At 67.8% G+C, this 25,586-nt stretch carries 25 protein-coding genes; 14 read left to right on the top strand and 11 right to left on the bottom strand.

All coding sequences use genetic code 11. The features are described 5' to 3' along the window. Window positions 1-72 precede the first annotated feature (72 nt). The 3 genes from AC2IR1_RS02375 (at window position 73) to AC2IR1_RS02365 (ending at window position 2,003) form a co-directional block, all read left to right on the top strand. Complete coding sequence (locus AC2IR1_RS02375; RefSeq protein ID WP_486474678.1) at window positions 73-840, top strand: hydroxypyruvate isomerase family protein; 768 nt, start codon at window positions 73-75, stop codon at window positions 838-840. A gap of 93 nt (window positions 841-933) precedes the next feature. Beyond that, window positions 934-1,305 (top strand): VOC family protein, encoded by a 372-nt coding sequence (locus AC2IR1_RS02370; protein WP_486474677.1) that lies wholly within the window; start codon window positions 934-936, stop codon window positions 1,303-1,305. Between the two features lie 2 nt (window positions 1,306-1,307). Further along, the gene (locus AC2IR1_RS02365) at window positions 1,308-2,003 is read left to right on the top strand and encodes a helix-turn-helix transcriptional regulator (protein ID WP_486474676.1); all 696 of its coding nucleotides are present in this window, start codon (window positions 1,308-1,310) and stop codon (window positions 2,001-2,003) included. 39 nt (window positions 2,004-2,042) lie between these two features. Here AC2IR1_RS02365 and AC2IR1_RS02360 read toward each other — a convergent pair whose 3' ends face one another. Continuing rightward, window positions 2,043-3,005, bottom strand: coding sequence for a cation diffusion facilitator family transporter (locus AC2IR1_RS02360; protein ID WP_486474675.1), 963 nt, complete (start codon window positions 3,003-3,005; stop codon window positions 2,043-2,045). 76 nt (window positions 3,006-3,081) lie between these two features. Here AC2IR1_RS02360 and AC2IR1_RS02355 point away from each other — a divergent pair, with 76 nt between their 5' ends. Further along, window positions 3,082-3,492, top strand: coding sequence for a MerR family transcriptional regulator (locus AC2IR1_RS02355; RefSeq protein ID WP_486474674.1), 411 nt, complete (start codon window positions 3,082-3,084; stop codon window positions 3,490-3,492). A gap of 85 nt (window positions 3,493-3,577) precedes the next feature. Here AC2IR1_RS02355 and AC2IR1_RS02350 read toward each other — a convergent pair whose 3' ends face one another. The 8 genes from AC2IR1_RS02350 to rbfA all read right to left on the bottom strand — a co-directional run bounded on the left by AC2IR1_RS02350 (window position 3,578) and on the right by rbfA (window position 12,478). After that, window positions 3,578-4,903, bottom strand: coding sequence for a M16 family metallopeptidase (locus tag AC2IR1_RS02350; protein ID WP_486476360.1), 1,326 nt, complete (start codon window positions 4,901-4,903; stop codon window positions 3,578-3,580). A 5-nt stretch (window positions 4,904-4,908) separates the two neighbouring features. Further along, the gene (locus AC2IR1_RS02345) at window positions 4,909-6,330 is read right to left on the bottom strand and encodes a M16 family metallopeptidase (RefSeq protein WP_486474673.1); all 1,422 of its coding nucleotides are present in this window, start codon (window positions 6,328-6,330) and stop codon (window positions 4,909-4,911) included. A gap of 292 nt (window positions 6,331-6,622) precedes the next feature. Further along, window positions 6,623-7,138 (bottom strand): DUF3035 domain-containing protein, encoded by a 516-nt coding sequence (locus tag AC2IR1_RS02340; RefSeq protein WP_486474672.1) that lies wholly within the window; start codon window positions 7,136-7,138, stop codon window positions 6,623-6,625. A gap of 50 nt (window positions 7,139-7,188) precedes the next feature. Further along, window positions 7,189-7,659 (bottom strand): signal peptidase II, encoded by a 471-nt coding sequence (lspA, locus tag AC2IR1_RS02335; protein ID WP_486474671.1) that lies wholly within the window; start codon window positions 7,657-7,659, stop codon window positions 7,189-7,191. 15 nt (window positions 7,660-7,674) lie between these two features. Then, on the bottom strand, window positions 7,675-9,273 hold the full coding sequence (gene purH / locus AC2IR1_RS02330; protein ID WP_486474670.1) for a bifunctional phosphoribosylaminoimidazolecarboxamide formyltransferase/IMP cyclohydrolase: 1,599 nt from the start codon (window positions 9,271-9,273) through the stop codon (window positions 7,675-7,677). A gap of 31 nt (window positions 9,274-9,304) precedes the next feature. After that, window positions 9,305-11,068, bottom strand: coding sequence for a heparinase II/III family protein (locus tag AC2IR1_RS02325; protein ID WP_486474669.1), 1,764 nt, complete (start codon window positions 11,066-11,068; stop codon window positions 9,305-9,307). A 205-nt stretch (window positions 11,069-11,273) separates the two neighbouring features. Then, window positions 11,274-12,059 carry a phosphodiester glycosidase family protein gene (locus AC2IR1_RS02320; RefSeq protein WP_486476359.1) on the bottom strand — a complete coding sequence of 262 codons (786 nt, stop codon included), beginning with the start codon at window positions 12,057-12,059 and terminating at the stop codon, window positions 11,274-11,276. After that, the gene (gene rbfA / locus AC2IR1_RS02315) at window positions 12,059-12,478 is read right to left on the bottom strand and encodes a 30S ribosome-binding factor RbfA (protein ID WP_486474668.1); all 420 of its coding nucleotides are present in this window, start codon (window positions 12,476-12,478) and stop codon (window positions 12,059-12,061) included. Before rbfA ends, AC2IR1_RS02320 begins: the two co-directional genes overlap by 1 nt. A gap of 319 nt (window positions 12,479-12,797) precedes the next feature. Between rbfA and dapB the strand changes: the two genes are divergently transcribed. Continuing rightward, window positions 12,798-13,613, top strand: coding sequence for a 4-hydroxy-tetrahydrodipicolinate reductase (dapB, locus tag AC2IR1_RS02310; RefSeq protein WP_486474667.1), 816 nt, complete (start codon window positions 12,798-12,800; stop codon window positions 13,611-13,613). Between the two features lie 152 nt (window positions 13,614-13,765). Further along, on the top strand, window positions 13,766-14,149 hold the full coding sequence (locus AC2IR1_RS02305) for a hypothetical protein (RefSeq protein WP_486474666.1): 384 nt from the start codon (window positions 13,766-13,768) through the stop codon (window positions 14,147-14,149). Between the two features lie 23 nt (window positions 14,150-14,172). Here AC2IR1_RS02305 and AC2IR1_RS02300 read toward each other — a convergent pair whose 3' ends face one another. Further along, entirely contained in the window at window positions 14,173-14,370 is a 198-nt protein-coding gene (locus AC2IR1_RS02300) for a DUF1674 domain-containing protein (RefSeq protein WP_486476358.1), read from the bottom strand. 255 nt (window positions 14,371-14,625) lie between these two features. Between AC2IR1_RS02300 and AC2IR1_RS02295 the strand changes: the two genes are divergently transcribed. From AC2IR1_RS02295 to AC2IR1_RS02270, 6 genes are all read left to right on the top strand, one after another. Then, window positions 14,626-15,984 (top strand): RsmB/NOP family class I SAM-dependent RNA methyltransferase, encoded by a 1,359-nt coding sequence (locus AC2IR1_RS02295; RefSeq protein ID WP_486474665.1) that lies wholly within the window; start codon window positions 14,626-14,628, stop codon window positions 15,982-15,984. 317 nt (window positions 15,985-16,301) lie between these two features. Further along, window positions 16,302-17,207, top strand: coding sequence for a tRNA pseudouridine(55) synthase TruB (truB, locus tag AC2IR1_RS02290; protein WP_486474664.1), 906 nt, complete (start codon window positions 16,302-16,304; stop codon window positions 17,205-17,207). A gap of 295 nt (window positions 17,208-17,502) precedes the next feature. After that, complete coding sequence (locus tag AC2IR1_RS02285) at window positions 17,503-18,003, top strand: DUF1643 domain-containing protein (protein WP_486474663.1); 501 nt, start codon at window positions 17,503-17,505, stop codon at window positions 18,001-18,003. 178 nt (window positions 18,004-18,181) lie between these two features. Further along, window positions 18,182-19,429 (top strand): calcium-binding protein, encoded by a 1,248-nt coding sequence (locus AC2IR1_RS02280; RefSeq protein ID WP_486474662.1) that lies wholly within the window; start codon window positions 18,182-18,184, stop codon window positions 19,427-19,429. A gap of 247 nt (window positions 19,430-19,676) precedes the next feature. Continuing rightward, window positions 19,677-19,946 carry a 30S ribosomal protein S15 gene (gene rpsO / locus AC2IR1_RS02275; RefSeq protein WP_486474661.1) on the top strand — a complete coding sequence of 90 codons (270 nt, stop codon included), beginning with the start codon at window positions 19,677-19,679 and terminating at the stop codon, window positions 19,944-19,946. Window positions 19,947-19,957: 11 nt separating this feature from the next. After that, the gene (locus AC2IR1_RS02270) at window positions 19,958-21,523 is read left to right on the top strand and encodes a hypothetical protein (RefSeq protein ID WP_486474660.1); all 1,566 of its coding nucleotides are present in this window, start codon (window positions 19,958-19,960) and stop codon (window positions 21,521-21,523) included. A 21-nt stretch (window positions 21,524-21,544) separates the two neighbouring features. Here AC2IR1_RS02270 and AC2IR1_RS02265 read toward each other — a convergent pair whose 3' ends face one another. Next, on the bottom strand, window positions 21,545-22,279 hold the full coding sequence (locus AC2IR1_RS02265) for a class I SAM-dependent methyltransferase (protein ID WP_486474659.1): 735 nt from the start codon (window positions 22,277-22,279) through the stop codon (window positions 21,545-21,547). A gap of 283 nt (window positions 22,280-22,562) precedes the next feature. On the opposite strand from AC2IR1_RS02265, the gene pnp reads away from it, so the two are divergent. Continuing rightward, on the top strand, window positions 22,563-24,695 hold the full coding sequence (gene pnp, locus AC2IR1_RS02260; RefSeq protein ID WP_486474658.1) for a polyribonucleotide nucleotidyltransferase: 2,133 nt from the start codon (window positions 22,563-22,565) through the stop codon (window positions 24,693-24,695). A 152-nt stretch (window positions 24,696-24,847) separates the two neighbouring features. Continuing rightward, the gene (locus AC2IR1_RS02255; protein ID WP_486474657.1) at window positions 24,848-25,489 is read left to right on the top strand and encodes a sulfotransferase family 2 domain-containing protein; all 642 of its coding nucleotides are present in this window, start codon (window positions 24,848-24,850) and stop codon (window positions 25,487-25,489) included. Window positions 25,490-25,586 lie beyond the last annotated feature (97 nt).

Raw genomic sequence — 25,586 nt, 5'->3', positions numbered from 1 at the left:
CTGCCCCCGCGAGGCCTGCCCGGCGAAACGGCACTGCCGGGCGGGGCACGCGGGGCATCACCCGGGGGGACCATGCCGAAGTTCGCAGCAAATCTGACGACGCTCTTTACCGAGCTTGCCCTGCCCGAACGCATCGCGGCGGCAGCGGAGGCAGGCTTTGGCGCGGTGGAAATCCCGCATCCCTACGACCTGCCCGCGATGGAGATCCGCAACGCGCTCACCCTGTCGGATCTGCCGCTGCTCCTGATCAACGCCCCGCCGCCGAACTACACCGGCGGCACCGCAGGCTACGCCGCCCTGCCCGGCGGCCAGGCCCGGTTCCGCCACGATTTCACCCGCGCCCTGCGCTATGCCCGCGCGATGAAGGCGGCCCATGTGTCCATCGTGACCGGCGCCGGGGCGGGGCCCGAAGCCTTTGACACCCTGATCGAAAACCTCCGCTGGGCCGCAGGGGAAGCGCCGCGCCAGCAACTCCTGCTGGAACCGCTCAACGATGTCGATCTGCCGGGATACTACCTGAACGATTTCGAATTGGCCGGGCGGGTGATCGACGCGGTTGGCGCATCGAACCTGGGCCTGCTCTTCGACCTCTACCATGCGCACAGGATCACCGGCGACGCGCGCGCCTGCTGGGCAGCCCATGGCGGCACGGTCCGTCACGTGCAGGTCGCGGCCCTCTCCGACCGGGGGGAGCCCGACGATGGCGCGATGGATTACACAGGGTTCCTGCAGCAGCTCGACCGGGACGGATACACCGGCTGGGTCGGCGCCGATTACCACCCGCGTGGGCGCACCACCGAAGGGCTGGGCTGGCTTTCCGCCCTCTCCCCCGCCTGCTGAGCCATTCCGCTTGCTCCTGACGGCTGCTGACGGAATGCTGTCAGCAGCCCTGTGCGACAAGGGGGCATCGCAACCCTCCGCAGGAGAAAGACCATGAGCAACGACATGACCCCCACCGTCATCTGGGCAGAGATCCCGGTGACCGACCTGGCCCGCAGCGCCGCTTTCTACACCGAGGTCTTCGGCTGGAAGATGGACATGATGGAGATGGGATCGGAGAAGGTCGCGGCCTTCGGGCGCGGCGGCGTCGGCGGCAACCTCGTCGAAGGGCCCTCGGGCATGGGCGCGGGCAATGTCATCCACCTCCTGGTGCCCGACACGGTCGAGGCGGCACAGGCCCGGGCCGAGGCGGCAGGCGCGCGCGCCGAAGGCGCCATCGCCACCATCCCGCCGGGCCGCTACATCGTGATCCGCGACCCCGACGGCAACCGGATCGGGCTCTTCGAAGCCGCGAAGGTGGCCTGAGGATGCGTCGCGCCGACCGCCTGTTCCAGATCGTGCAGCACCTGCGCGGCGGACGGCTGGTGACCGGGCGCGACCTGGCGGAGCGGCTGGAAGTGTCGCTCCGCACCATTTACCGCGACATCGCCGACCTGCAGGGATCTGGCGTGCCGATCGAGGGGGAGGCCGGGCTGGGCTACGTCATGCAGGCCGGCCACGACCTGCCCCCGCTGATGTTCACCGAAGAGGAAATCGTGGCCCTTGTCGCCGGTGCCCGGCTGGTGCGCGCCTGGGGTGGCGTCAGCATGGCCGCCGCGGCCGAGGAAGCGCTGGTGAAGGTCGACGCCGTGCTGCCCGACCAGGCCCGCGCCCGGCTGGAGGCGGTGCAGATCCACGCGATTTCCATGGATTCCATGCCCGACGCCCTGCGCGAAAGACTGGATTTCGTGGAAGCCGCCGTGCATGCCCGCCACCGCCTGATCGTCCGTTACCTGGCCGAAAGCGGAGCAGAGACGGAGCGCGTGCTGCGCCCGCTCGGCCTTTTCTTCTGGGGCAAGGTCTGGACCCTCGTCGCCTGGTGCGAGCTGCGCTGCGACTTCCGCACCTTCCGGCTGGACCGTATTGCGGGCATCGAAACCGGGGATCGCTTCCCCCCGGAACGCGACAAGTCGCTGAAGGCCTTCTACGCCCGCGAAGCCGCCGCAGGCCGCATTCCGCGCTGATCCCTCTAACCTTGCCGCCCCTCTCCGGTCGAAGCGGGCCTAGTGGCCGATCAGCGGCGCATCTGTGCAGGCCTCCGCCCGGGTCTCCAGCTCCAGCGTGACATGGGTCAGTTCGAACCGGTCGTGCAGCACCTGCCGGATCGCCTGACGTACCGCGCCCGCATCCTCGGCCCCGCCGGAAAGCACCACGTGGGCCTCCAGCGCCGCCTCGTTTTCCTGCATGCGCCACAGGTGAAGGTGGTGCAGGTCGGCCACGCCCTCCACCGCGCGGATCTCCTCCGCCACATCCAGCACCTTCGGGCTGTCGGGGCTGCCCAGCATCAGCAGGCGGATCACCGGGCCGATCTCTGCCCCCGCATGCCACAGGATGTAGGCGGAGATCCCCAGCGTCACGATCGGATCGACCAGCCGCCAGTCGTAGAGCAGGATCAGCGTGCCGCCCAGGATCACCGCGACCGAACCCATGGCATCGGCCACGTTGTGCAGGAAGGCCGCGCGCATGTTCACGCTGTCCTTCTGCATCGACATGATCAGCAGCGCCGTCGCCGTGTCGATCACCAGCGCCACGCCGGCGACGATCACCACGGTCCAGCCCTCGACCTCCGCCGGGTTGAACAGCCGCTCTATCCCCTCGTAGCCCAGCATCACCGCGATGACGATCAGCGTGGTGTAATTCACCAGCGCCGCCACCACCTCGGCCCGGCCATAGCCGAAGGTCATCTTCTCATCCGCCGGACGGCGCGCGATCTTGCGCGCGGCAAAGGCGATGACCAGCGACAGGGCATCAGACAGGTTGTGGATCGCATCCGCGATCAGCGCCAGCGAACCGGAGAAGAGCCCCGCCACGATCTGCACCACCGTCAGCAGGATGTTGACGCCGACCGCCCAGGCGACCCGGCTGTCCCCGGCAAGCTCCGCCCCGTGGTGATGGTGGTGCCCGTGCCCGAGTCCGTGCCCGTGTGAATGACCATGTGAATGGCCGTGCGAATGATCATGCGGCATGAAGGTGCCCCTTCTGGAATCCTGTCGCCGGACAAGATAGAACCTCCAGTCACTAGAGCTTCAAGAGGAGAATGCGATGTTTTCCATCGGCGCGCTCTCCCGCGCGACGGGGGTCAAGGTTCCGACGATCCGCTACTACGAAGACGCGGGCCTGCTGCCGGAGGCAGAGCGCAGCGCGGGCAACCAGCGGCGCTATGACCGGGCCACGCTTGACCGGCTGACCTTCATTGCCCACGGGCGCGGCCTGGGCCTGTCGCTCGATGCCATCCGTCACCTGCTGGACCTGTCGGATCGCGGCCGCGACTGTGCCGGGGCCCATGACATCGCCCGCGCGCACCTGTCGGACATCCGCGCGCGCATCACGCGCCTGCAGCGGCTGGAGGCAGAGCTGGAGCGCCTGTCGCGCGCCTGCAACCACGCCCCGGGCGAACCCTGCGGGCTGATCGCGGCGCTTGGCGATCACGGGCAGTGCATGGGGGAGCACTGACGCGAAACGCCCCCGGCCGGACGGCCGGAGGCGCTTGCTTTCCCCTGCCCTTGCGGGCCCTTCTGCCGTGATCGGGCGGGCGGCCTTAGTTGACCTCTTCCAGGTCTTCCGGCTGCCCCACGACGACGAAGCGCAGATCCTCGGGATGCAGCCGTTCGCGGGCAACGCGGTTCACGTCTTCAAGGGTCACGGCGTTGATCCGGTCATTGCGGCTGGCGGGATAGTCGATGGGCATGCCGCTGTGCTGCATCCCGACCAGGATCCCGGCGATGGTGCCATTGCCGTCGAAACGCAGAGGATAGGCGCCGGTCAGGTATTTCTTGGCGCTGTCCAGCTCTTCCTCGGTCACACCGTTTTCCGCCACATCGGCCCATTGCTGACGCACCACGTCAATCGCCTCCGCCACCTTGCGGTTGTCAGAGGCCATGCCGCCCATCCAGACATCCGCGAAATCGCGGTCGGCCAGCCAGGTATAGACCCCATAGGTCAGCCCCCGCTTCACCCTAACCTCCTGCATCAGCCGGCTTTCGAAACCGCTGCCGCCCAGGATGGTGTTCAGGATGTAGGCCGGGAAGAAGTCAGGATCCTCCATCCCCAGTCCTTCCTGGCCCCAGACGACCTGCGCCTGCGGAGAGGAGAAGGGTATCACCGTCACGCCCCCCGTCAGCGCGGGCGTCACGCTGTCGGGCAGCGGCGCGCCGCCCTCCGGCAGCCCCCCAAGCAACTCGTCCAGCAGCTTGCCCAGTTCCTCGGGCGTAATATCCCCCACCGCGGCAATCGAAACGCGGTCCTTCACCAGGACATTGCGCCAGGCCGCGACCACGTCGTCGCGGGTCAGGGCGGCGGCACTTTCCTGCGTCCCCTCGATGGCGGAACCATAGGGATGATCACCGTAGGCCTGCAGGCTGAAGCCGTCGCTGGCCATGTCCTGCGGATCCTTCAGGCTGTTGCGGATGATCGACTGCACCTGGCCCTTCACCCGCTCCACCGCGTCTTCGGGAAAGGTCGGCTCCACCAGGGACTGGCGCAGCAGCGCCACGGCCTCATCCCGGTTCTCCGACAGGAAGCGGGCGGAAACGGACAGGGAGTCGGCATAGGCGCGATAGCCGAAGTCGGCGGCCAGCCCCTCCACCGCGGTGGCAAAACCGCGGCTGTCGAGCGCGTCATCGCCCGTGCCGGATCCCTCCTCCAGAAGGCCGGTCATCAGGTAGGTCGCCCCGCGCTTGCCCGGAAGGTCCAGCGCGGCGCCCCCGGCAAACCGCAGCCGCAGCGCGGTGAAGGGAATCGAATGTTCCTCCACCAGCCAGGCGGTCAGGCCGCCGGGGCTGGTGACCTGCTGGATCGGCACCTCGGCCCGCAGGGGCAGGGCCGCGATCAGCACGAAGGCGGGGGCAAGAAGGGCCCGGATCATCATCTTCACTGGCTCACCTCCTGGCCTGCGGCGGGATCGGACAGCGGCACCGGCGCCGCGTTGCCATCGGGATCGGGCATCAGCCATCCGGTGACCGCGTGATCGCGGTTCAGGACCGCGCCTGCCGCCTGCATGATGTCCTGCGCCGTCACGGATTGCAGAACCGCGGGCCAGTCCCGCACATCTTCCACCGTCAGGCCCGAGCTCAGCGCGGCGCCGTACATCCGCCCGATGGAGGCGACATCGTCCCGCTCGTAGATCTGTTCCGCGCGGATCTGCATCTTCAACCGGTCCAGCGCATCGGCGTCGATCCCTTCCTCCAGGAAGCCCGCGATTGCCGCGTCCAGCGTGTCTTCGGCCTGCTGCAGGTCCACCCCGGGGGGCGGCACGATGTAGACGCCGAAGGTCGTGTCGTCATAGGACGTCGGGCTGTAGTAGGCCGCCGCATAGACCGCCGCCTTGTCCTGCATCACCAGGTGATCATAGAGGTAGGAGGTCTGCCCCCCGCCCAGCAGCTTGGCCAGCAACACCAGCGCCGCCGCCTGCTTCTGCGCCCCGTGGTCCCGCTCGGGCGCCAGGTAGCTGCGGTTCACGAAGGGCTGCGCCACGCGGGCATCGCGCAGGACCACCCGGCGTTCGGCGATCTGCGGCGGTTCCTGCGGGCGGACCCGCTCCGCCGACAGGGCGGGATTGGCCGGGATCTTTCCGTAGTATTGCTCCGCCAGGTCATGCACCTGCGCGGGATCGACATCCCCCGCCACGATCAGCGTGGCATTGTTGGGCGCATAATATTCCCGGTACCAGGCATTCGCCTCCTCCAGGTCCAGCTTCTCCATCTCCTGGCGCCAGCCGATGACGGGTTTGCCATAGGGATGGTTCAGGTACTGCGCCGCGCGCATCTGCTCTCCGAACAGGGCCGAAGGGTCGCTGTCGGTGCGTTGGGACCGCTCTTCCAGGATCACCTCCCGTTCGGTCGCGATATCGTCCCGGGTCAGCGCAAGATGCTGCATCCGGTCACTTTCCATCTGCATCATCAGCGGCAGGCGATCTGCCGCAACGCGCTGGAAATAGGCGGTGTAATCCTGGCTGGTGAAGGCATTGTCGGTGCCGCCATTGGCCGCCACCGTCGCCGAAAGCTCCCCGCTGGCCATTGTGTCGGTCGCCTTGAACATCAGGTGTTCCAGGAAATGCGCGATGCCCGAAACGCCCGGCTCCTCATCCGCGGCACCGGCCCGGTACCAGACCATGTGCACCACGACGGGCGCCCGGTGATCTTCGATCACCACCACCTGCATCCCGTTGCCCAGGGTGAAATCGGTCACCTGGTCGTCGACCTCCCGCGCCGAAACCGGCGTGGCAATCGAAATGGCAACCGATGTGGCAATTCCGGCCAGGGCCACCGCCCCGGCGGCCAGCATTTTCCGCATGCGCCCTCCTGTGGCATTGCGGCGGGGCGCGCGCGGCCCTGCCTCTGCACGAAGATACCCCGGCACCGCCCCACGGCAACCCATGCCCGGAACGGTCACCGCGATGTGAGCCCGCGCGACCCGGGGCGCGCGACAAATCCCGCAGGATCCTGCGCGCAACTTGGCTAATTGTTGGTTAACGTCGATCAGGGCCCCGTCTGGTGCACGTCTGGTGCACGTCTGGTGCACGTCCGGCGCCCGCCCCGGATATGCCCGGGGCCAGGCCGGCCCCGGCACATCCAGATGATCCGGATCAGTTCGCCGGCGGGAAGCTCGGCACCGGGATCCCCCGGCTCAGGTAGTAGGCCGCGACCGCGCTCGGGTCGATCGACTGGGCCTCGTAGGCGCGGTAGTACTGGTCCAGCTTGAAGGGACGCAGATTGCCGAAGCGTGCCTTGCGACGGCGGAATTCCGCGTCTTCCTCGGCCAGGGTCGGGCGAATCTGCGGATCCACCCCCGCGCGGGAGGCATAGGCGACCAGCGCCCCGTCGGATGCACCCACGCCACTGTCATCCAGCGCCGAGGAACGGCCACCCAGGGCCGCCACCGCATCACCCAGCGGCTGCTGGTCGGCAAGGTTGCTTCCCCCCGGCGTCGGCACCGGCAGTTCGGACAGGTTGTCGGGCGTTTCCAGCTGGCGCGTCGGCGCCACGTTGAACTCTTCCGGCCCGCCGCCCTGGTCCGCGAAGAACCGCAGCTTGCCATCGCCGTTGCCGCAGGCGGCCAGCGTGAAGACAGTCAGAAGGATCGCTCCCCGGGCCACGTTCATGGCTTAACTCCTTGGCTTTGTCCGAGACCTATCCGATTGCATGGACGAGGTCACGCCTCTTTCTCCGCCGGCAGGAAGACCAGCGCCGCCGCTCCCAGGAAGATCGCGACATCCGCCACGTTGAAGGCGTAGGGGTTGTCGATGCCGCAGCAGGTCACGTTGACGAAATCCGCCACCGCGCCGTACAGCAGCCGGTCGATCACGTTGCCGAGCGCGCCGCCGATCACCAGCCCCGCGGCGATCAGCCCGGCGTGACGCGGGGTTTCCCGCCGCACCCACCACAGCACCCCGGCGCAAATGAGCAGGGCCAGCCCGATCAGGATCCAGCGGCTGACGGCGCCGCCTGCCTGGGAAAACAGGCCGAAATTGATGCCGTAGTTCCAGGCCATGCGCAGGCGGAAGAGGCCATCGAACACGATGACCTCCTGCTTGTGCGCCAGGTCGATGACATGGACGACCAGGTATTTCGTCAGCTGGTCGACCAGGAAGACCCAGAAACCGGCCCAGAACACGATCCGCATGCAGGCTCTCCCGGCTCAGTGGCGGAAGTGGCGCATGCCGGTCATGACCATGGCCAGACCCGCTTCGTCGGCTGCCGCGATCACCTCGTCGTCGCGCATCGAGCCGCCCGGCTGGATCACGGCGGTCGCGCCTGCTTCGGCGGCGGTCAGCAGGCCGTCAGCGAAGGGGAAGAAGGCGTCGGAGGCAACGACGGAGCCCTGGGTCAGCGGCTCGGCCAGGCCCAGCACCTCTGCCATGTCCTGCGCCTTGCGGGCGGCGATGCGGCAGCTGTCCACGCGGGACATCTGGCCGGCACCCACGCCGACGGTGGCGCCGTCCTTGACGTAGACGATGGCGTTGGACTTCACGTGCTTGGCGACCTTCCAGGCAAACAGCATGTCCGCCATTTCCTTTTCGGAGGGCGCGCGCTTGGTCACCACCTTCAGGTCGTCCATGTCGATATGGCCGTTGTCCTTGTCCTGCACCAGGTAGCCACCCGAGACCTGCTTGACCATCAGCCCCGCGGTCAGCGGGTTGGCCAGGCCGCTGGTCAGCAGCAGGCGCAGGTTCTTCTTCTTGGACAGCAGCGCCTTGGCCGCGTCATCGGCACCGGGGGCGATGATGACCTCGGTGAAGATCTGGCTGATTTCCTCGGCCGTCTCCAGGTCCAGCTTGGAGTTCAGGGCGATGATCCCCCCGAAGGCAGAGGTCCGGTCGCAGTCGAAGGCATTCATGTAGGCTTCGCGCAGGGTCTGGCCGCGCGCCACGCCGCAGGGGTTGGCGTGCTTGATGATCGCGCAGGCCGGGCCGTTGGCGGGCAGGAATTCCGACACCAGCTCGAAGGCGGCATCGGTGTCGTTGATGTTGTTGTAGGACAGCTCCTTGCCCTGGATCTGGGTCGCGTTGGCGACGCCCGGGCGATCGGAGCCGTCGACGTAGAAGGCGGCGGACTGGTGCGGGTTCTCGCCGTAGCGCAGGGTCTGCGCCAGTTGGCCCGCAAAGGCGCGGCGGCGCGGCGCCGGTTCTTCCAGCGCCTTGGTCATCCAGGCGGAAACGGCGGCGTCATAGGCCCCGGTGCGCGCATAGGCGGTCAGCGCCAGCTTCTGGCGGAACGCGTAGGAGGTCGCGCCGTCATGCGCTTCCAGCTCGGCCAGAAGGGCCGCGTAATCCTCGACATCGACGACGGTGTTCACGAACTTGTGGTTCTTCGCGGCCGCCCGGATCATCGCCGGACCACCGATATCGATGTTCTCGATGCAGGTGTCGTAATCGGCGCCCTTCGCCACGGTTTCCTCGAACGGGTAGAGGTTGACGACCAGCAGGTCGATCGGGCCGATGCCGTGCTCGTTCATCGCGGCCACGTGGGCCTCATCGTCGCGCAGCGCCAGCAGGCCGCCGTGCACCTTGGGGTGCAGCGTCTTCACCCGGCCGTCCATCATCTCGGGGAAGCCGGTCACATCGGCCACGTCGCGAACCTCCAACCCTGCGTCACGCAACGCCTTTGCGCTGCCCCCGGTGGACAGCAGTTCGATCCCGCGCGCGGCCAGTGCCTTGGCCAGGTCGACAAGACCGGTCTTGTCGGAAACGGAGATCAGGGCGCGGCGAACGGGGTGCAGGGCAAGGCTATCGGTCATCGTTACGTGTTTCCCTCGTGGGTCAACTGGATCAGGTCATGTCTGTCAGGAGCGCCGGGTCCTCGTCCTCGCGGTACAGGTCCCGGACGGAGACGGGAGTATCCTGTGCCTTGGCAAAAGACCAGCGTATGCGCGTTGCATAATTCACCGCATGGCCGGAAAGGACGATCTGCAGGGTCGCGCGCGGCTTCAGCCGGTTGCGTTCGAGGAAGACCGAGGGTTCCAGCGCCATCTGCTGGGGCCCGTCGTGGCGGAACACCCAGACCTCGCCGCTTTTCAGCGCCAGGCTGACGGCGGTGCCGCCCATGTCCAGCTGCGCCTCGATCTCCGGATGCAGGTGGAAGCGGATCTGGTAGGGCACGCCTTCCAGCTTGCGCTGGTCCATCACCTTGTCGAACCGCTTCTTGTCGCGGTCATCCAGGCACAGCAGCATGTCCTCCCCCGCGATGGCCCGCCCGTCGAAGGTCAGTTCCAGCGTGCGGGCATGGGTCAGGCCATGGGTCTTCACCCAGCCGTCGTGCCCGCCCTGGAACTGGATCCCGTCTGGGGCATGGGTCATCCGGATCGGCACCGTCTTCGGCGCATCCTCCAGCTCCTCGCCCCGGCCGCGCCTGTGCGACAGCCGGCCCGATGACATCCCGTCGAGGCAGAGCGTGGAATGGCTGGGCGTCGCCCGCCCCGCCCGGCGCCACTCCGGGCCGAAGCTGCGCCCGGATCCGCAGTTCACCACCACCGGCCGGCGCCCCGAAGTCAGCTCGAACGCCAGGGTGGAGGCATGGGCCGACAGGCTGGCACGCCCCCGGGGCGGCGGGCTGGCATCGACGATGACCGAGGTGCGCCCGGAACTCAGCCGGGCAAATCCCATGGCCAGCCCGTCCGGCTGCGCCGTGCTGATGCCGCTGGCTGCCAGAGCATGATCCAGCCGCCCTTCCTGCCCGCGCCCGCCGCCGTGGAAACGCGCCAGCGCCCCATCCGCGTGGCGCAGGGTCCGCAGGGTGGGGGCGATCCGCTCGATCGCCGCGCGATGTTCCGTGCCCGGGGCCTTTCCGGCCTCTTCCAGCGCCAGCGCGGCCCAGGTCAGCAGGGTGAAAACCTCCAGCAGTTCCTCGGGATTGCGCGTCGTCAGCCCGCCCTGGGCGTCGATCTGCGCCAGCACCTCGCGTTCCAGCGCCTTGCGCGCCGGATCCACGTGGCCTTCCATCCCCTGCAGCGCCAGCCCGGCATAGATCAGCCCCACCAGCGCCTCGAAGCGCGGCAGGCCGGGCCGCGCGGCCTTCCAGCGCCGCGAAAGATAGATCGTCTGCCGCCCGAGGCTGAGGAAATAGGCCTCCTGCTTCTCCGGCTCCTGCGCACGCAGCAGGAACAGCGCATGGTTGATCCAGCGGATCAGCCGCCGCCCGGCCAGGTCCGGCTGCCAGCCCGGGCCGCGCCCGCGCCCGTAGCGCTCGATCCAGTCCCAGGTCCAGGCCTGGGCCTTCAGCCGCGTCGGCTGATCGCCCACGGCGGCCAGGTCATCCAGCCAGGAAAAGCCGTGCAATTCGTCCAGGAAGGCGGGATCGGGGGTCTCGACCTCCCAGATCGACCGCTGCGGCGCCTCGACCAGCTGCCCCGCGAACAGGAAGTTCCCCGCCATCAGCTGGCGACCACGGGCAAAGGATCCGACGGTGCGGGGTTCGGGCTGGCTGGTGAAGGCCGTCGCGGGCCGGGCGCGGGCCGCCGCCCAGGCATGCAGGCGGTTCATCAACCGCGCGCCGCCTGTGCCGCCGACTTCTGCCCGGGGCTCGGATCTCGCCATATGCCTGCCTCTGCGCTCGTAAGCTCTTCTCGGGAAACGCTCTCACTGGCGTTTGGCAGCATCCTACCCCTCCGGGCAAGCCCTGTCATGCCGGAAAGAATGCCAGCGGCATGCATTGCCCGATCCCCGATCAGCCCGCCATCAGTCTGTGCGCGCTTCAACCACCGACCACCGCCCCGGCTGCCCCGGGACCGCCCCTGCAGGATCAGTTCAGCGCGGAGGCGTGGTTTTCCGCCGTGCCGCCTTCGACCACGCCGACGATCGGGCCCATGGGCCGCCCCCAGTCCGCCCGGCCCAGTTCCGGCGCGTAAAGCCGCGAAACATTGCCATCGAAGTAGAGCGCCTGCGGCAGCTTCAGCACGTCGCGGAAGAATCGCCCGAACTCGTGAAAGGTCACGGCGCTGCGCGAGATGACGAAGACCGCGCGGTCACCCTCGGCGGTCGTGCCCACCCCGTTGCGGATGTTGCGCGACGTGCTGTCGGCCAGGAACCGCGGATGCAGCTCTCCGTCGATCACCAGCATCGGCCCCGACTGGGTGGCATAGCGACAATTCAGCGCCTCCCGCTCGTCCTGGTACTTCAGCGTCTCGACCACCTCTGCCTTGCCGCCGCCGATGCAGAAGACCCCGTTGGGCAGCAGGCCAAAATTGCCCGGCCCCGCGTTGGGGATCACCCGCATGATCTCCTTGCCGTCCTCGACGTAATGCCCGACGGGGGCGCGGTTGTCGTGGTACATCCCGGCATTCATGGCAAAGGCCAGGTGCTGCCCCCGGCTGGCCAGCCGGGCCTCCAGAGCCGTGAAATCGCCATAGGGCGCCCCGCCCGGATCATAAAGGAACAGGCGCAGGTCCTCGGCCGCGGGATCGACCTCGCAGACGGAATAGCGGTTGCCTTCCCACTCCTGGTTGCGGCAGGTCACCGCGCCCGCCTGCCCCGCCAGAAGCGGCCAGGCCAGCACGGCGGCCAATGCCGCAAGGAGCAGGCGCGGGATCACTCTTCCTCGTCCCGGTCGCCGTCATCCGCCACGTCCCGCTGCACCGTCTCGTCCGAGAACAGCCGCCGGGTCTCGTCCAGCCGGTCGAAGGTATCGTCGGGACGGAACCGCAGGTCAGGCGTGAACTTCAGGTTCAGCTTCTTGCCGATCTGACGGCGCAGTTCGCCCCGGTGTTCGGCCAGCAGCTTGATCGCGTCGTCCACATGCCCGCCGCCCAGCGGCATCACGTAGGCCGTCGCGATCTTCAGATCGGGGGAACAGCGCACTTCGCCCACGGTGATCGACAGGCGGTTCAGCTCCGGATCGTGCACGTCGCCGCGCGCCAGGACTTCCGACAGCCCGCGCCGGATCGTCTCGCCCACGCGCAGCTGGCGCTGCGACGGGCCGGGGCCGTCATGGAACTTGTTCTTGCTCATCTTCTTTGCCGCCTCATCGCCGCTTCATCGGATGCCGGGTCGCCGCCGGCCGCTCTCGTCTCTCGGGTGCGGGGCCGCGTCTAGGGGATGGTCGCACGCTCCACAAGCCCGCAACGCCTCTGCCGGGGCCGGACCGGCAGGAAAAGGCCCCGTTCGTCCCCCTCGCGCGCCTCATCCCGGCGCTCATTCCGATCAGGACCCGCCCGGTCAGAGCCTGCCACGCCCCCGGGACTTTGCCAAGCGCGCAGCGGCGGGCTATGGAAGGCGCCAGACGACACGCCGAACGCCCCAGCGGCCAGGCCAGCGGCAAGGAGCCTCCATGACTGACAAACCCGGTATCGTGATCACCGGCGCCTCCGGGCGCATGGGGCAAATGCTGGTCCGCACCGTCGCCGAAAGCGACGAGGCCCGGCTCTCCGGCGCGGTGGTGCGCCAGGGCCACGACTGGGTCGGCCAGGACATCGGCACCTGCATGGGCGGAGCGCCCCTGGGCGTCACCGTAACCGATGACCCGCTGGAGGCCTTCGCCACCGCCCAGGCCGTGATCGACTTCACCACGCCCGAGGCGACGGTGGAGTTTGCCGCCCTCGCAGCCCAGGCCCGCGCCACCCATGTCATCGGCACGACCGGCCTGTCGGACGACGACCTTGCCCGGATCTCCGCCGCCGCCCGCCATGCCACCGTGGTCCGTGCCGGCAACATGTCCCTGGGCGTCAACCTGCTGGTCCAGCTGACGAAACGCGTCGCCGCCGCCCTGGACGAGGACTTCGACATCGAGGTCATCGAATACCACCACAACCGCAAGGTCGACGCGCCCTCCGGCACTGCGCTGATGCTGGGCGAGGCCGCCGCCGAAGGCCGTGGGGTTGATCTGGCAGAGGTCTCCGACCGGGGCCGCGACGGCATCACCGGGGCGCGCGAACGCGGGCATATCGGCTTCTCCGCCGTGCGCGCCGGTGCGATCATCGGCGAACATGACGTGCTCTTTGCCTCCCAGGCCGAACGGCTGATCCTGCGCCACGTCGCCGAGGATCGCTCGGTCTTTGCCCGCGGCGCGCTGAAGGCCGCCGTCTGGGGTCAGGCACAGGGCCCCGGCGAATACGACATGCTGGACGTGCTGGGCCTGAAGGACTGACGCCTCGGGCAGCGATGCCCCTGCAGTTTCACGGCATCGCGATCCGGACCGGCCATGCGCAACAGGGCGACAGCCTTCTGGCGCAACTGTGATCGGCCCCGGATGACGCTGGGGCATTGATCCGCGCCGGAAGCGATGGTTTAACCGGGGGCATGAGCCTGTCGACGCTTTCCCCGCTTCAACATGGCCTGTGCGCTGCCCTCTGCATCGCGCTGCTGGGCAGCCCCCTCAGGGCCGAACAATTCCGCCTTGTCACCACCCGCAGCGACTTCATGGACATCGTGCAGGGCGCCCAGCTTTCCGCGCTAGGCATTTCCTTCCGCGTCCGTCCCGACGGTCGCCTTACCGGTCGCGCCATCGGCGGGCGGGTGCGGGGCAAATGGCACTGGTCCGACGGCTGCTTCTGCCGGACCATGACGCTGGGCGAACGCCAGGTCGCGCCGGATTGCGCCAGGGTGGAAATCCTGTCGCAGACCCTGCGCCTGACCGCCCGGAAGGGCGAAGGCACCGCCAACGACTACTGGATCCGGCGCTGAAGCGCCCGATCGGAAATCCCCGATCAGAAGTCGATCGCCAGGCCCTTCTTTTCCCAGTCCCCGAACCGCGCCGGGTCCAGCCCGTCACGTCCGCCGTATTCGCGCGGCCGCCCCTGCGCCTGTGCTTCCGCGGCGGCACGCCGGGCATCGGCTTCCTCCAGCGCACGGCGGGCAACCTCGGGCAGGGCGGCGCGCCGCGCCGCCTCCTCTTCCGCGGTCAGGCGGACCACGGGCGCCTCTGCGCTCTCTTCGGGGGCCTCATCAACTGGCTCTTCGCTCATCGCATGGTTCCTTTCGGCTCTGGCCATGATATACGCCGCCCCCATCGCGCCGCAAGAACCGCACCCCCTGCCCTGGCGCACATCCCGTTTCCACGAGCCTCCGCCATGTCCAAATCGCCTTCCCGCCCCGCTGCTCCCGACCGCCCCCGCAAAGACTCAGGCAAGAGGTCCGGCAAGGGCCCCGCAAAAGGCCCGATGAAAGGTCAGGCAAAGGGACACCCCGGTGGGTCGAGAGGCCAGGGCGGGTCGAAGGGACAGGGCGGCGGACGCCCGATCCCGGCCCGCGCAGGCGCCCTGCGCCTGCTCAACGCCGTGCTGGGAGAAGAGCCGCGCCTGCTGTCGGAACTGCGTGACCAGCCCTGGCTGACCCGCATGGCACCGCCCGAACGCGCCCGGGCGCAACGGCTAGCAACGGAAACCCTGCGCCAGCTCGAACGCTGCGACCGGCTGCTGGACAAGCACCTGCAGAAGTCCCCGCCCCTTCCCGTGCGCAACGCGCTGCGCCTCGGCACCTGGGAACTGGCCGCAGGCGGGGCGGCCCACGGCGTGGTCAACGACTGGGTGACCGAGGTCGCCCGCCTGCCGGGCCGCGGCCACATGAAGGGGCTCGCAAATGCCGTGCTGCGCAAGGTCGCAGCCGAAGCCCCCGACGAATGGCCCAAGCTGCGCGCGCCCCGCCTGCCCGACTGGCTGCGCGACCCGCTGGTCATGGCCTACGGCCGCGAGGCCCTGCTGGCCTTCGAAACCGCCCATGCCGCGGGCGCGCCCCTCGACCTGACCCCGAAAGACCCGGCCACGGCCGAAACGCTCGCCACCACGCTGGGCGGCACGCTCCTGCCCACCGGCTCGATCCGGCTGCCCGACGCGGGCCAGGTCTCCGCCCTGCCGGGCTACGATACCGGCGACTGGTGGGTGCAGGACGCCGCCGCCGCCCTGCCCGCGAAACTGCTCTCGGCCACCCTGGGCGACCTGGCAGAGAAGCGCGTGCTCGACCTCTGCGCGGCCCCGGGCGGCAAGACCCTGCAACTGGCCGCCGCCGGCGCCCGGGTGACGGCGCTCGACATCTCCGAAACCCGGCTGGTGCGGGTGAAGGAGAACCTAGACCGCACCCGCCTGACCGCCAAGATCGTCGCGGGCGACGCGCTCACCCATCCGCTGCCCGAAGCAGGCTTCGACGCCATCCTCCTCGACGCGCCCTGTTCGGCCACCGGCACCATCCGCCGCCACCCCGACCTGCCCCAGGCCAAGACCGGGGACGAGGTCGGCGGGCTGATCGAACTGCAGGAATACCTGCTCGACCGCGCCCTCACCCTGCTGGCGCCCGGCGGCACGCTGATCTTCTGCACCTGCTCGCTGATCCCCGACGAGGGCGAATGCCAGGTGGAGGAAGCCCTCGCCCGCCACCCCGGCCTGACGGTGCAGCGCCCCGACCTGCCCGGCATCGACCCCGCCTGGATCACCGAGGAAGGCGGCATCCGCACCACCCCCGACCTCTGGCCCGATCTCGGCGGCATGGACGGCTTCTACATGGCCGCGCTGCGCAAGCCCGCCTGACATCTCCATCGGTCGCCCCCCCTATTGCCCTGACGGGCAATGGCCTCCGGCGGGAGTATTTGACGCGGGTTGAAGGCAGCGGGACGGCACATCGGAGGCGACCTCCCTCAGGCGCCGCGCGTGGCACGCTCCTCTGGCAAACGTCGGTCACCCCACCAGGCGATGTCCCGCCTCTTTCAACCCGCCGGAAATACTCCGGGGGAGTCCGCCGCAGGCGGGCGGGGGCGGCGCCCCCTTCCCCCGCTTGACGGATCGCCCCCGGTCGGCTAGCTCACCGGCCTTCGAAAACAGGCATTCCGACGAGGACGAGGGGCGACATGGCACGCAGACGCAAGGGCCGCGACATTTCCGGCTGGCTGGTGGTGGACAAGCCCGCGGGCCTCACCTCCAACGCGGTGGTCAACAAGGTCCGCTGGGCCTTCAACGCCAACAAGGCGGGCCACGCGGGCACCCTCGATCCGGAGGCCACCGGCACCCTGGCCGTGGCCCTTGGCGAGGCGACGAAGACCGTCCCCTTCGTCACCGATGCGCTGAAATGCTACGACTTCACCGTCACCCTGGGCGCCGCCACCAACACCGACGATGCCGAGGGCGAGGTCATCGCGACCTCCGACCTGCGCCCCTCGGATGAGGAGATCAAGGAAGCGCTCCACCGCTTCGTCGGCGACATCTCCCAGGTGCCGCCGCAGTTCTCAGCGGTGAAGATCGACGGCGAACGCGCCTACAAGCGCGCCCGCGACGGCGAGGAGATGGAGATCGCAGCGCGTCCCCTCTACGTCGAAAGCCTGCTGCTGCTGGACCGCCCCGATGCCGATCACGCCCGGCTGGAGATGGTCTGCGGCAAGGGCGGCTACGTCCGCTCCATCGCCCGCGACCTGGGCCAGGCGCTCGGCTGCCTCGGCCATGTCCACCACCTGCGCCGCACCTGGTCCGGCCCCTTCGAGGCGGCGAAGGGCCTCTCCTTCGACACGATCGAGCAACTGGCCCGCACGCCCGAGCTCGACCAGTACCTGCTGCCGCTGGAAACCGGCCTGGCCGACCTGCCGCAGGTCACCGCCACCGCCGAGGGCGCGGCACGCCTGCGTCACGGCAACCCCGGCATGGTGATCGCCAATGGCCTCGACTACGGCGAGGAATGCTGGGCCAGCTTCCAGGGCGTCCCCGTTGCCGTCGGCCAGTTCCGCGGCGGAGAGCTGCACCCCTCGCGGGTCTTCAACCTATAGCGAGCAGTCAACGCTTCCCTTTGGTCTCGTCCTGCGAAAGCACTGAAGCGGCAAGGGATTTAATTTCCTTCGCCGTAGGTTTCTTGCTGCCGGACAGGACTTTAGACGCAAGCGTCGAGGTTTTGTTGGACGACTGTTTGGCGCCCGTGCCAGACGATTTCCTTGGTGGCATTTATTGCACTCCTAAATTAGATTCGAAAACGTACCCCATCGTATCTCAAGTTCGCGAAAAAATCTAAATATTGTGCAAAATCACGGGTCGGAAACCAAATGCGCCATACGCAAGCAGGTCCAAGTGCGAGACACGCTTTCGGAGGCCCTCTACTCCCCCTGCCAGCGCTACCGCTATGCGCTGACCCGGGTCTGGGACGCAGGCGCGCCGCGGCTGCTCTACGTCATGCTTAACCCCTCCACCGCGACGGAACAGCAGAACGACCCCACGATCGAACGCTGCGAACGCCGCGCCCGGGCGCTTGGCTATGGCGGGTTTCGCGCCTGCAACCTCTTCGCCTGGCGGGAAACCTCTCCGGCCTTGCTGAAGAAGGCCAGCGCGCCCGTCGGGCCGGAAAATGACCGGCAACTGGCCGCCGCCGCCGACTGGGTCGGCGAAACCGGCCTGATCCTGTGCGGCTGGGGCGTGCATGGCGCCTACCAGGACCGGGGTGCGGCCGTGGCCGGGCTTCTGTCCGCCTCCGGCCGCCCGCTGGGCCACCTCGGCCTGACCCGTGACGGCCATCCCCGACATCCGCTCTACATTGCCTATGCGACCCGGCCGACATCCTGGACACCCGGCTGAGCCCCCCACCACACAACTCTGACGTTAAACGCCCCTTTACCACTCCCCCAAACGGCGATTGACCCGCCCCCCCTCGGCTGCGGTATCCTGTCGCCCGGTGTGAGGCGCGCAGCGCGGTCGGGCCAGAGGCCTGCAACCGCCTGCCGGGACAATCCGGGATCCCCGGAAGAGAGTGGTCATGTTCCTGTTAGCGGGCATCCTCGGCATGCTCATGGTCGGTGCAACGGCCATGCTTGCCTTCGACGATACCCCCGACCCGGTGGACGACACCGAGCCGGAAGACGAAGACGAATCCTTCGACACCGGCATGACCTCCGGCAACCTGCTCGACACGATCCTGGGGGACGAGGCCGAAGACGGTCAGGACGGATCCGACGAGGAGGAGACCTCGGGCGAGGACCTGCTCGCGGATCTTTCGGGCGATGACGACTTCACCGGCGAAGACATTGCGGATGGCGATACGGTTGATGATACGGGGGAGGACACCGAAAACCTCTTCCTCTCGGGCGACGACTTTCTGTCCGGCGACGATGACCTGACCCTTGATGACCTGAGCCAGGAGACGGTGGCAGAGGCCCTGTCTCGCATCGCGGCAGAGCTAAAGGCAGAGGGCATCACGCCGGAGGCAACCGGCGGCACCTCGGCCCGGGATCTCCTCGAAGGTGGGGGCGGATCCGATCAGCTGGCGGGCGGCTCGGGCGACGACACCCTCGCGGGCGGCGCGGGCGACGATCAGCTTCTTGGCGGGCGGGGCGACGACGTGATGCTGGGCCAGGACGGCGCGGACACCCTCAGCGGCGGCGGGGGCGGCGACCTGCTGTCGGGCGGCTCGGGCGATGATGCGCTGCTGGGAAAGGGCGGCGATGACACCCTGACGGGCGGCACCGGGGCGGACCTGCTGGGCGGCGGGACCGGGGCCGATGCGCTCTTTGGCGGCTCGGGCGACGATGTGGCCCTTGGCGGCGCGGGCGCCGACAGCCTGACCGGGGGCACCGGGGCAGATACGCTTTTCGGGGCCTCGGGCGATGACTGGATTTCCGGCCTCGTGGCCAGCCTTGAAAACGACACCCTCGACCTCGACGAGGGGGATCACCTCCATGGCGGATCCGGCGAGGATACGATCCTGGCCGGGGCGGGGGATACCATCTGGTCCGGCGATGGCGCGGACGAGATCATCCTGGGCGACTGGATCACCACCGACGAAGACGCCGCCCGGCTGGTCGATTTCGAGGCCGGACAGGACATGCTGATCGTCTCCTATGCGGACGAGGGGCCGGAACCGGAAATCACCATCGAAAGCGATGGCGACAGCACCCGGGTGCTGGCCGACGGCACCTGCATCGCCACCCTTGCGGGCAGCGATGCCATCACCGAAGACGACATCGCCCTGCTGCCGGAATCAGAGGCGCTGACCTTCGCCGCCTGACGGCACCCCCGCCGGATCACGGGCCGGGGTCGCGGCCGGGTCAGGGCAATCCCGCACATCCCCCTGCCAGCCCCCACGCCAGGCACCCCCTGTCGCCCGGGGGATGGCGCCAGAAAACGCTTTATTTCTCACGCCGAATCCCCTATCAGCGCGCAATCTTCCGGGGTCCGCCCCGGCGGATGCTCCATGGACCCTGCTGGACGACATCCCGGCTTGCGCCCCAACCCTCAACCGACAGGAGACCCCGATGTCGATCACCGTTGAAGAAAAAGCTCGCCTCATCAAGGAATACGGCACCAAGGAAGGCGACACCGGTTCGCCCGAAGTCCAGGTTGCCATCCTCAGCTCCCGCATCGCGACGCTGACCGAGCACTTCAAGACCCACAAGAAAGACAACCACGGCCGTCGCGGCCTGCTGATGATGGTTGCCCAGCGTCGTAAGCTGCTGGACTACCTCAAAGGCAAGGATGAGGCCCGTTACCAGGACCTGATCAAGCGCCTCGGCCTGCGCCGCTAATCGCGCGCAGCATGGGCCGGGCCGACGTCAGACGCTTTCAGGCGCTCGCCGTCCTCCTGGCTCTCACCGGCATGTCGCTGGTGGGCATAGAGCTCTTCGCCCATACGGGCGGAGAGCTTTTCTATTCCCTGGATGATCCCTACATCCACCTGTCGCTGGCGGAAAACCTGCTGCACGGGCACTACGGGATCAACCTGGGCGAGGCCGCCTCGCCCTCCTCCTCGATCCTCTATCCGCGCCTGCTGGCCCTCTGCCTTGCCCTTGGCATGGGCACCTGGGGGCCGCTGGTCCTGAACGTGCTGCCGATGCTGGGCGCGGTCTGGATCCTGGCCGGGCTGCTGGCCCGGACACGGCCGACGATCGAACCCGCGCTCTACCTCGTGCTGCCGCTGCTGATCCTGGCGGTGAACGGCTACGGCCTGGTCTTCACCGGCATGGAGCATTCCGCCCACCTCTGGGCCAGCCTGCTGATCGTCGCGGGGCTGATCCGGCTGGCGGAAACCGACCGCGTCGCGCCATGGCTGCTCCTGGGGATCGTCCTGGCCCCGCTGCTGCGGTTCGAAGGGCTGGCGCTGTCGCTGGCCGCCGTCGGTGCGCTGGCCTGGCGCCGCCGGTTCGGCGCGGCCGGGCTGTGCCTGGCGGTGATCGTCGCGGGCTTTGCCGCCCATGTCGCCCGCATGCACAGCCTCGGCCTGCCGCCCCTGCCCTCCTCCGTCATGGTCAAATCCAGCGCCTCGGCCTCCGTGGTGGACAGCGGCGGCGCCTCGCTGGTGACCAGCGTCCTGCAGTCCTTCCTGTCCGCCCTTGAAACGCCCCCGGGCGTCGCTCTGCTGCTGGGGCTCGCCCTTGCGACCTTCAGCCTGGGACAGGCCGGGCCCGGGCAGCGTGGCCGTGCCATGGTCGCCGGCGTCGTCCTGCTGGCCGGGGCCGGTCACCTGGCGGCGGGGCAGTTCGGCTGGTTCGACCGCTATGAAATCTATATCGCCGGCAGCCTGCTGGCTGCGCTGCTCTGGCTCTTCCGGCCCCTGCTGCTGGCCGGCGGGCGGACCGCCGGCTATGGCCTGCTCATCCTGTGCACCGGGCTTGGCGGCAGCTACCTCGATTCCATGCGGATGACCCCGCAGGCCGCGCAGAACATCCGCGATCAGCAATGGCAGATGCACCGCTTCGCAACGGCCTACTTCCCCCACCCCGTCGCGGTGAACGATCTGGGCTGGGTGTCCTTCCGCAACGACGCCTACGTGCTGGATCTCTGGGGGCTGGGCTCCGAAGACGCCCGACATATGGCCGCCACGGGCCGCACCCCGGAAAAGATGGATGCACTCCTCGACCGGCACGATGTCGGCTGGGCGATGATCTATGACCTCTGGTTCCCGGGCAGCATCCCGCAGGGCTGGTGCCACATCGCCGACCTGCACGCGGGCAGCACCTTCATCGGGCAGGACCGGGTGTCCTTCTATCTGGCCGACCCCGCCCTGCAGCCAGAGATGCGCGCGGCCCTCGCGGCGTTCCGGGCCGATCTTCTGCCCGGCACCCGCCTGTCCCTGCACGATTGCCCCACGGCCACCGGCAGCTGACCCCCGGGCCCCGCGAAAACCTCAACCGCGTCTGGCGTGGAACAGGATCTGCCCCCGGGGCAGCCAGCGGTCCTCTTCCGCCTCCGCCTGCCAGCCGTGGGCGGCACAGGCGGCCAGCACATCGGCCTTGCGGCGGTGGTAGGGCGGGCGCGCCGGATGGGTCACCACGCCGTCCTTCTGCCGGAACGGCGCCGCGAACAGAGGCTCCGGCGCCAGGAAGACGGTGAACAGGAACAGTTCCAGCCGCGGCAGCTTCTCCGCCAGGTTCTTCAGCGCCAGGTCAAGGTAGCCCGGCGCAAGATGCGGAAAGACCGCAAAGCACAGCGCATGGGTGATCGTCTCCGGCACCCCCGGCAGATCGAACCGCGTATCGTGGATCAGCTGCGTCGGATCCGGGCGGCGCACCTGCGGCACCGCCATCATCTCCCGCCCCAGCCCCGCCAGCATGATCTCGCGGGAGGCATCGGTACCCCAGTAGTGCCCCGGCTCCAGATAGGCCGCCAGCTTGCAGCCCAGGCGCAGCGACCCGGCGCCGATATCCAGGAAATGATGCTCCGGCCGCAGGCCCGCATCCCGCAGCAGCGCCATCTGCGCCGTGCCCGTCTCCTCCCAGCGGCCGCCGACGATATCGCGGTGCTTGCCCTCGGCGATGGCCCGCTCGTAGAAGCCCGGCGCCTCGTAGGGCGACGGGGGCAGCGCCGGTTCGGCGCGGGTTTCGGGGCGCTCTTCGCCCGGATCGGACGCATCCTGCGTCATCGGACCTCCTGCTGCGGCACGGGTTCCGCCAGTATGGAACACGCTATGTATCACGGAACCCGGCGGCGATATCCCGTCCTGCCGGCCCGCGCAAGCCGCGCCACGCGGACCCACCGTTTCACTTTCCAAGTGACCCGATTTCCAGTATGGGCGTGCATAATCTGAGACGTAGCGCCCGGACCCCGGCGCTGTGACATGAGGATTAGGGGTCGGTGGCAATGGGGCCACCATTCAAACGGAGGACCCGGGAGGGCCCGGGCACGCCTCCAGACAGGATACGCTGATGTTCAACGTAACGAAAAAAGAAATGCAGTGGGGGGACGAGACCCTCACCCTCGAAACCGGGAAGATCGCCCGCCAGGCTGACGGCACCGTCATCGCCACCCTGGGCGAAACCTCGGTCATGGCAAACGTCACTTTCGCCAAGACCCAGAAGGAAGGCCAGGACTTCTTCCCCCTGACCGTCCACTACCAGGAAAAATACTACGCGGCCGGCAAGGTCCCCGGTGGTTTCTTCAAGCGTGAGGCACGTCCCACCGAGAAGGAAACCCTGACCGCGCGCCTGATCGACCGTCCGATCCGCCCGCTCTTCGCTCCCGGCTTCAAGAACGAAGTCCTGGTCATGTGCACCGTGCTGTCGCACGACCTGGAAAACGACCCCGATGTCGTCGCCATGATCGCCGCCTCCGCCGCGCTGACCATCTCCGGCGCGCCCTTCATGGGCCCGATCGCCGGCTGCCGCGTCGGCTTCGTCGATGGCGAATACGTGCTGAACCCCTCCGTCGACGACATGCAGGGCCTGCGCAACAACCCCGAGCAGCGTCTCGACCTGGTTGTCGCCGGCACCAAGGGCGCCGTCATGATGGTGGAATCGGAAGCCTACGAGCTGACCGAAGAGGAAATGCTGGGCGCCGTCACCTTCGCCCATGACCAGATCCAGCCGGTTCTGGACCTCATCATCTCGCTGGCCGAAGAAGCCGCGAAAGAGCCCTTCGACTTCCAGTCGCCGGATTACTCCGACCTCTACGCCGTGGTGAAAGCCGCCGGTGAAGAGCAGATGCGCGCAGCCTTCGCCATCACCGACAAGCTGGAACGCCAGGCCGCCGTCTCCGCCGCCGTGGACGCCATCAAGGCGACCCTGACCGAAGAGCAGCTGGCCGACGCCAACCTCGGCTCCGCCATCAAGAAGCTGGAATCCAGCGTTCTGCGCGGCGATGTCGTGAAGAACGGCAAGCGGATCGACGGCCGTGCCACCAACGAGGTGCGCCCGATCGTTGCCGAAACCGGCCTGCTGCCCCGGACCCACGGTTCCGCCCTGTTCACCCGCGGTGAAACCCAGGGTCTGGTCGTGACCACGCTGGGCACCGGCGATGACGAACAGTTCATCGACGCCCTGCACGGCAACTTCAAATCCAACTTCATGCTGCACTACAACTTCCCGCCCTACTCGGTCGGTGAAGTGGGTCGTGTCGGCTCCCCGGGTCGTCGTGAAATCGGCCACGGCAAGCTCGCATGGCGCGCCCTCCAGGCCGTCCTGCCCGCCGCCACCGATTTCCCCTACACGATCCGCATCGTGTCCGAGATCACCGAATCCAACGGTTCCTCCTCGATGGCATCCGTCTGCGGCGGCTCCCTGTCCATGATGGACGCGGGCGTTCCGCTGAAGGCCGCCGTTGCCGGTGTCGCCATGGGCCTGGTGCTCGAAGATGACGGCTCCTACGCGGTCCTGACCGACATCCTCGGCGACGAAGACCACCTCGGCGACATGGACTTCAAGGTGGCCGGTACCGCCGAAGGCATCACCTCCCTGCAGATGGACATCAAGGTCCAGGGCATCACGCCCGAGATCATGAAGACCGCCCTGGCCCAGGCCAAGGAAGGCCGGATGCACATCCTGGGTGAGATGAACAAGGCGCTCGACGGCGCTGCCGAATTCTCCGCCCACGCGCCCCGCATCGAAACGATGCAGATCCCGACCGACAAGATCCGCGAAGTGATCGGCTCGGGCGGCAAGGTCATCCGCGAGATCGTGGAAACCTCCGGCGCCAAGGTCGACATCAACGACGACGGCATCATCAAGATCGCCTCCTCCGACGGGGAAGCCATCCAGAAGGCCCACGACATGATCTACTCGATCGTGGCAGAGCCGGAAGAAGGCAAGATCTACAAGGGCAAGGTCGTGAAGCTCGTCGATTTCGGCGCCTTCGTGAACTTCTTCGGCAAGCGGGACGGCCTGGTGCACGTCTCCCAGATCGAGAACCGTCGCCTGAACCACCCCTCCGACGTGCTGAAGGAAGGCCAGGAAGTCTTCGTCAAGCTCGTGGGCTTCGATGACCGCGGCAAGGTCCGCCTGTCGATGAAGATGGTCGATCAGGAAACCGGCGAAGAAGCCAAGAAAGAGGAAGACGCAGAGTAATCTGTTTTACCTCCTGTAAAATTTACATACCCTCCGGTAGCAATACCGGGGGGTTTTCTGTATCTGGCTGCTGAAACCAGTGAACATTGTTAACCACCCTTGTTCCCGGGCCACCCATGGGTGGCGCCGCTCAGCAGAAGATCAAAGACGCAATGCCGATCTACCCCGAACTCAACCTCGTCTATGTGCACATTCCCAAGACCGCCGGAGGCGCGATCGAAGAGCTGCTCAGCCCCTGGAAGGCCCCCGGCAAGAAGACCTTCATCTCCAGCCTGCGCGCCTCCCTCCCCATCCGTCAGAGCATCAAGCACGCCTACATTCCCGGCCACGCCACCGCGGCAGAGCTGAAGACATGGATGGGCGCAGAGGCCTGGGCGAACTACCGGTCCTTCGCCGTGGTCCGCGACCCCTATTCCCGCATCATCTCCGAATACGAATACGTTCGTCAGACCCCGACCCATCACCGCCACGAACGCGCGAAAAGCATGGATTTCGCCGATTACATCGCCGGTCGGAAGCTCGACCAGGCGCATTTCCTGACCGATGCCAAGGGCAACCTTCTGGTGGATCAGATCCTGCGCTTCGAAGACCTGCACGATGATCTGAACGCGCTTTTCGCCGAATGCGGCCTGTCCGTGATCCTGCCCGCCAAGGGCAGTCGCAACAGCTCCCGCAAGGCCCCGAAGGAAAGCTACCTGACGCCCCGCGCGCTGAAGATCATCAACGAAGGCGCCGCCGCAGACTTCGACCTGCTGGGCTACGAAAGGTACGAAGCGGGGCGCAACGTCGCATAAATACGCAACCGTACGCGTATCGAACGTTGCCCCTCTGCCGCGAACCACCACCTTCGTCGCATAGGGATCGGCAATCTCTTTCGTATCCGTGTTGTCA

It is taken from the genome of Pseudooceanicola sp. NS-SX8, assembly GCF_057380755.1.
This window is presented reverse-complemented; position numbering and strand designations above follow the sequence as displayed.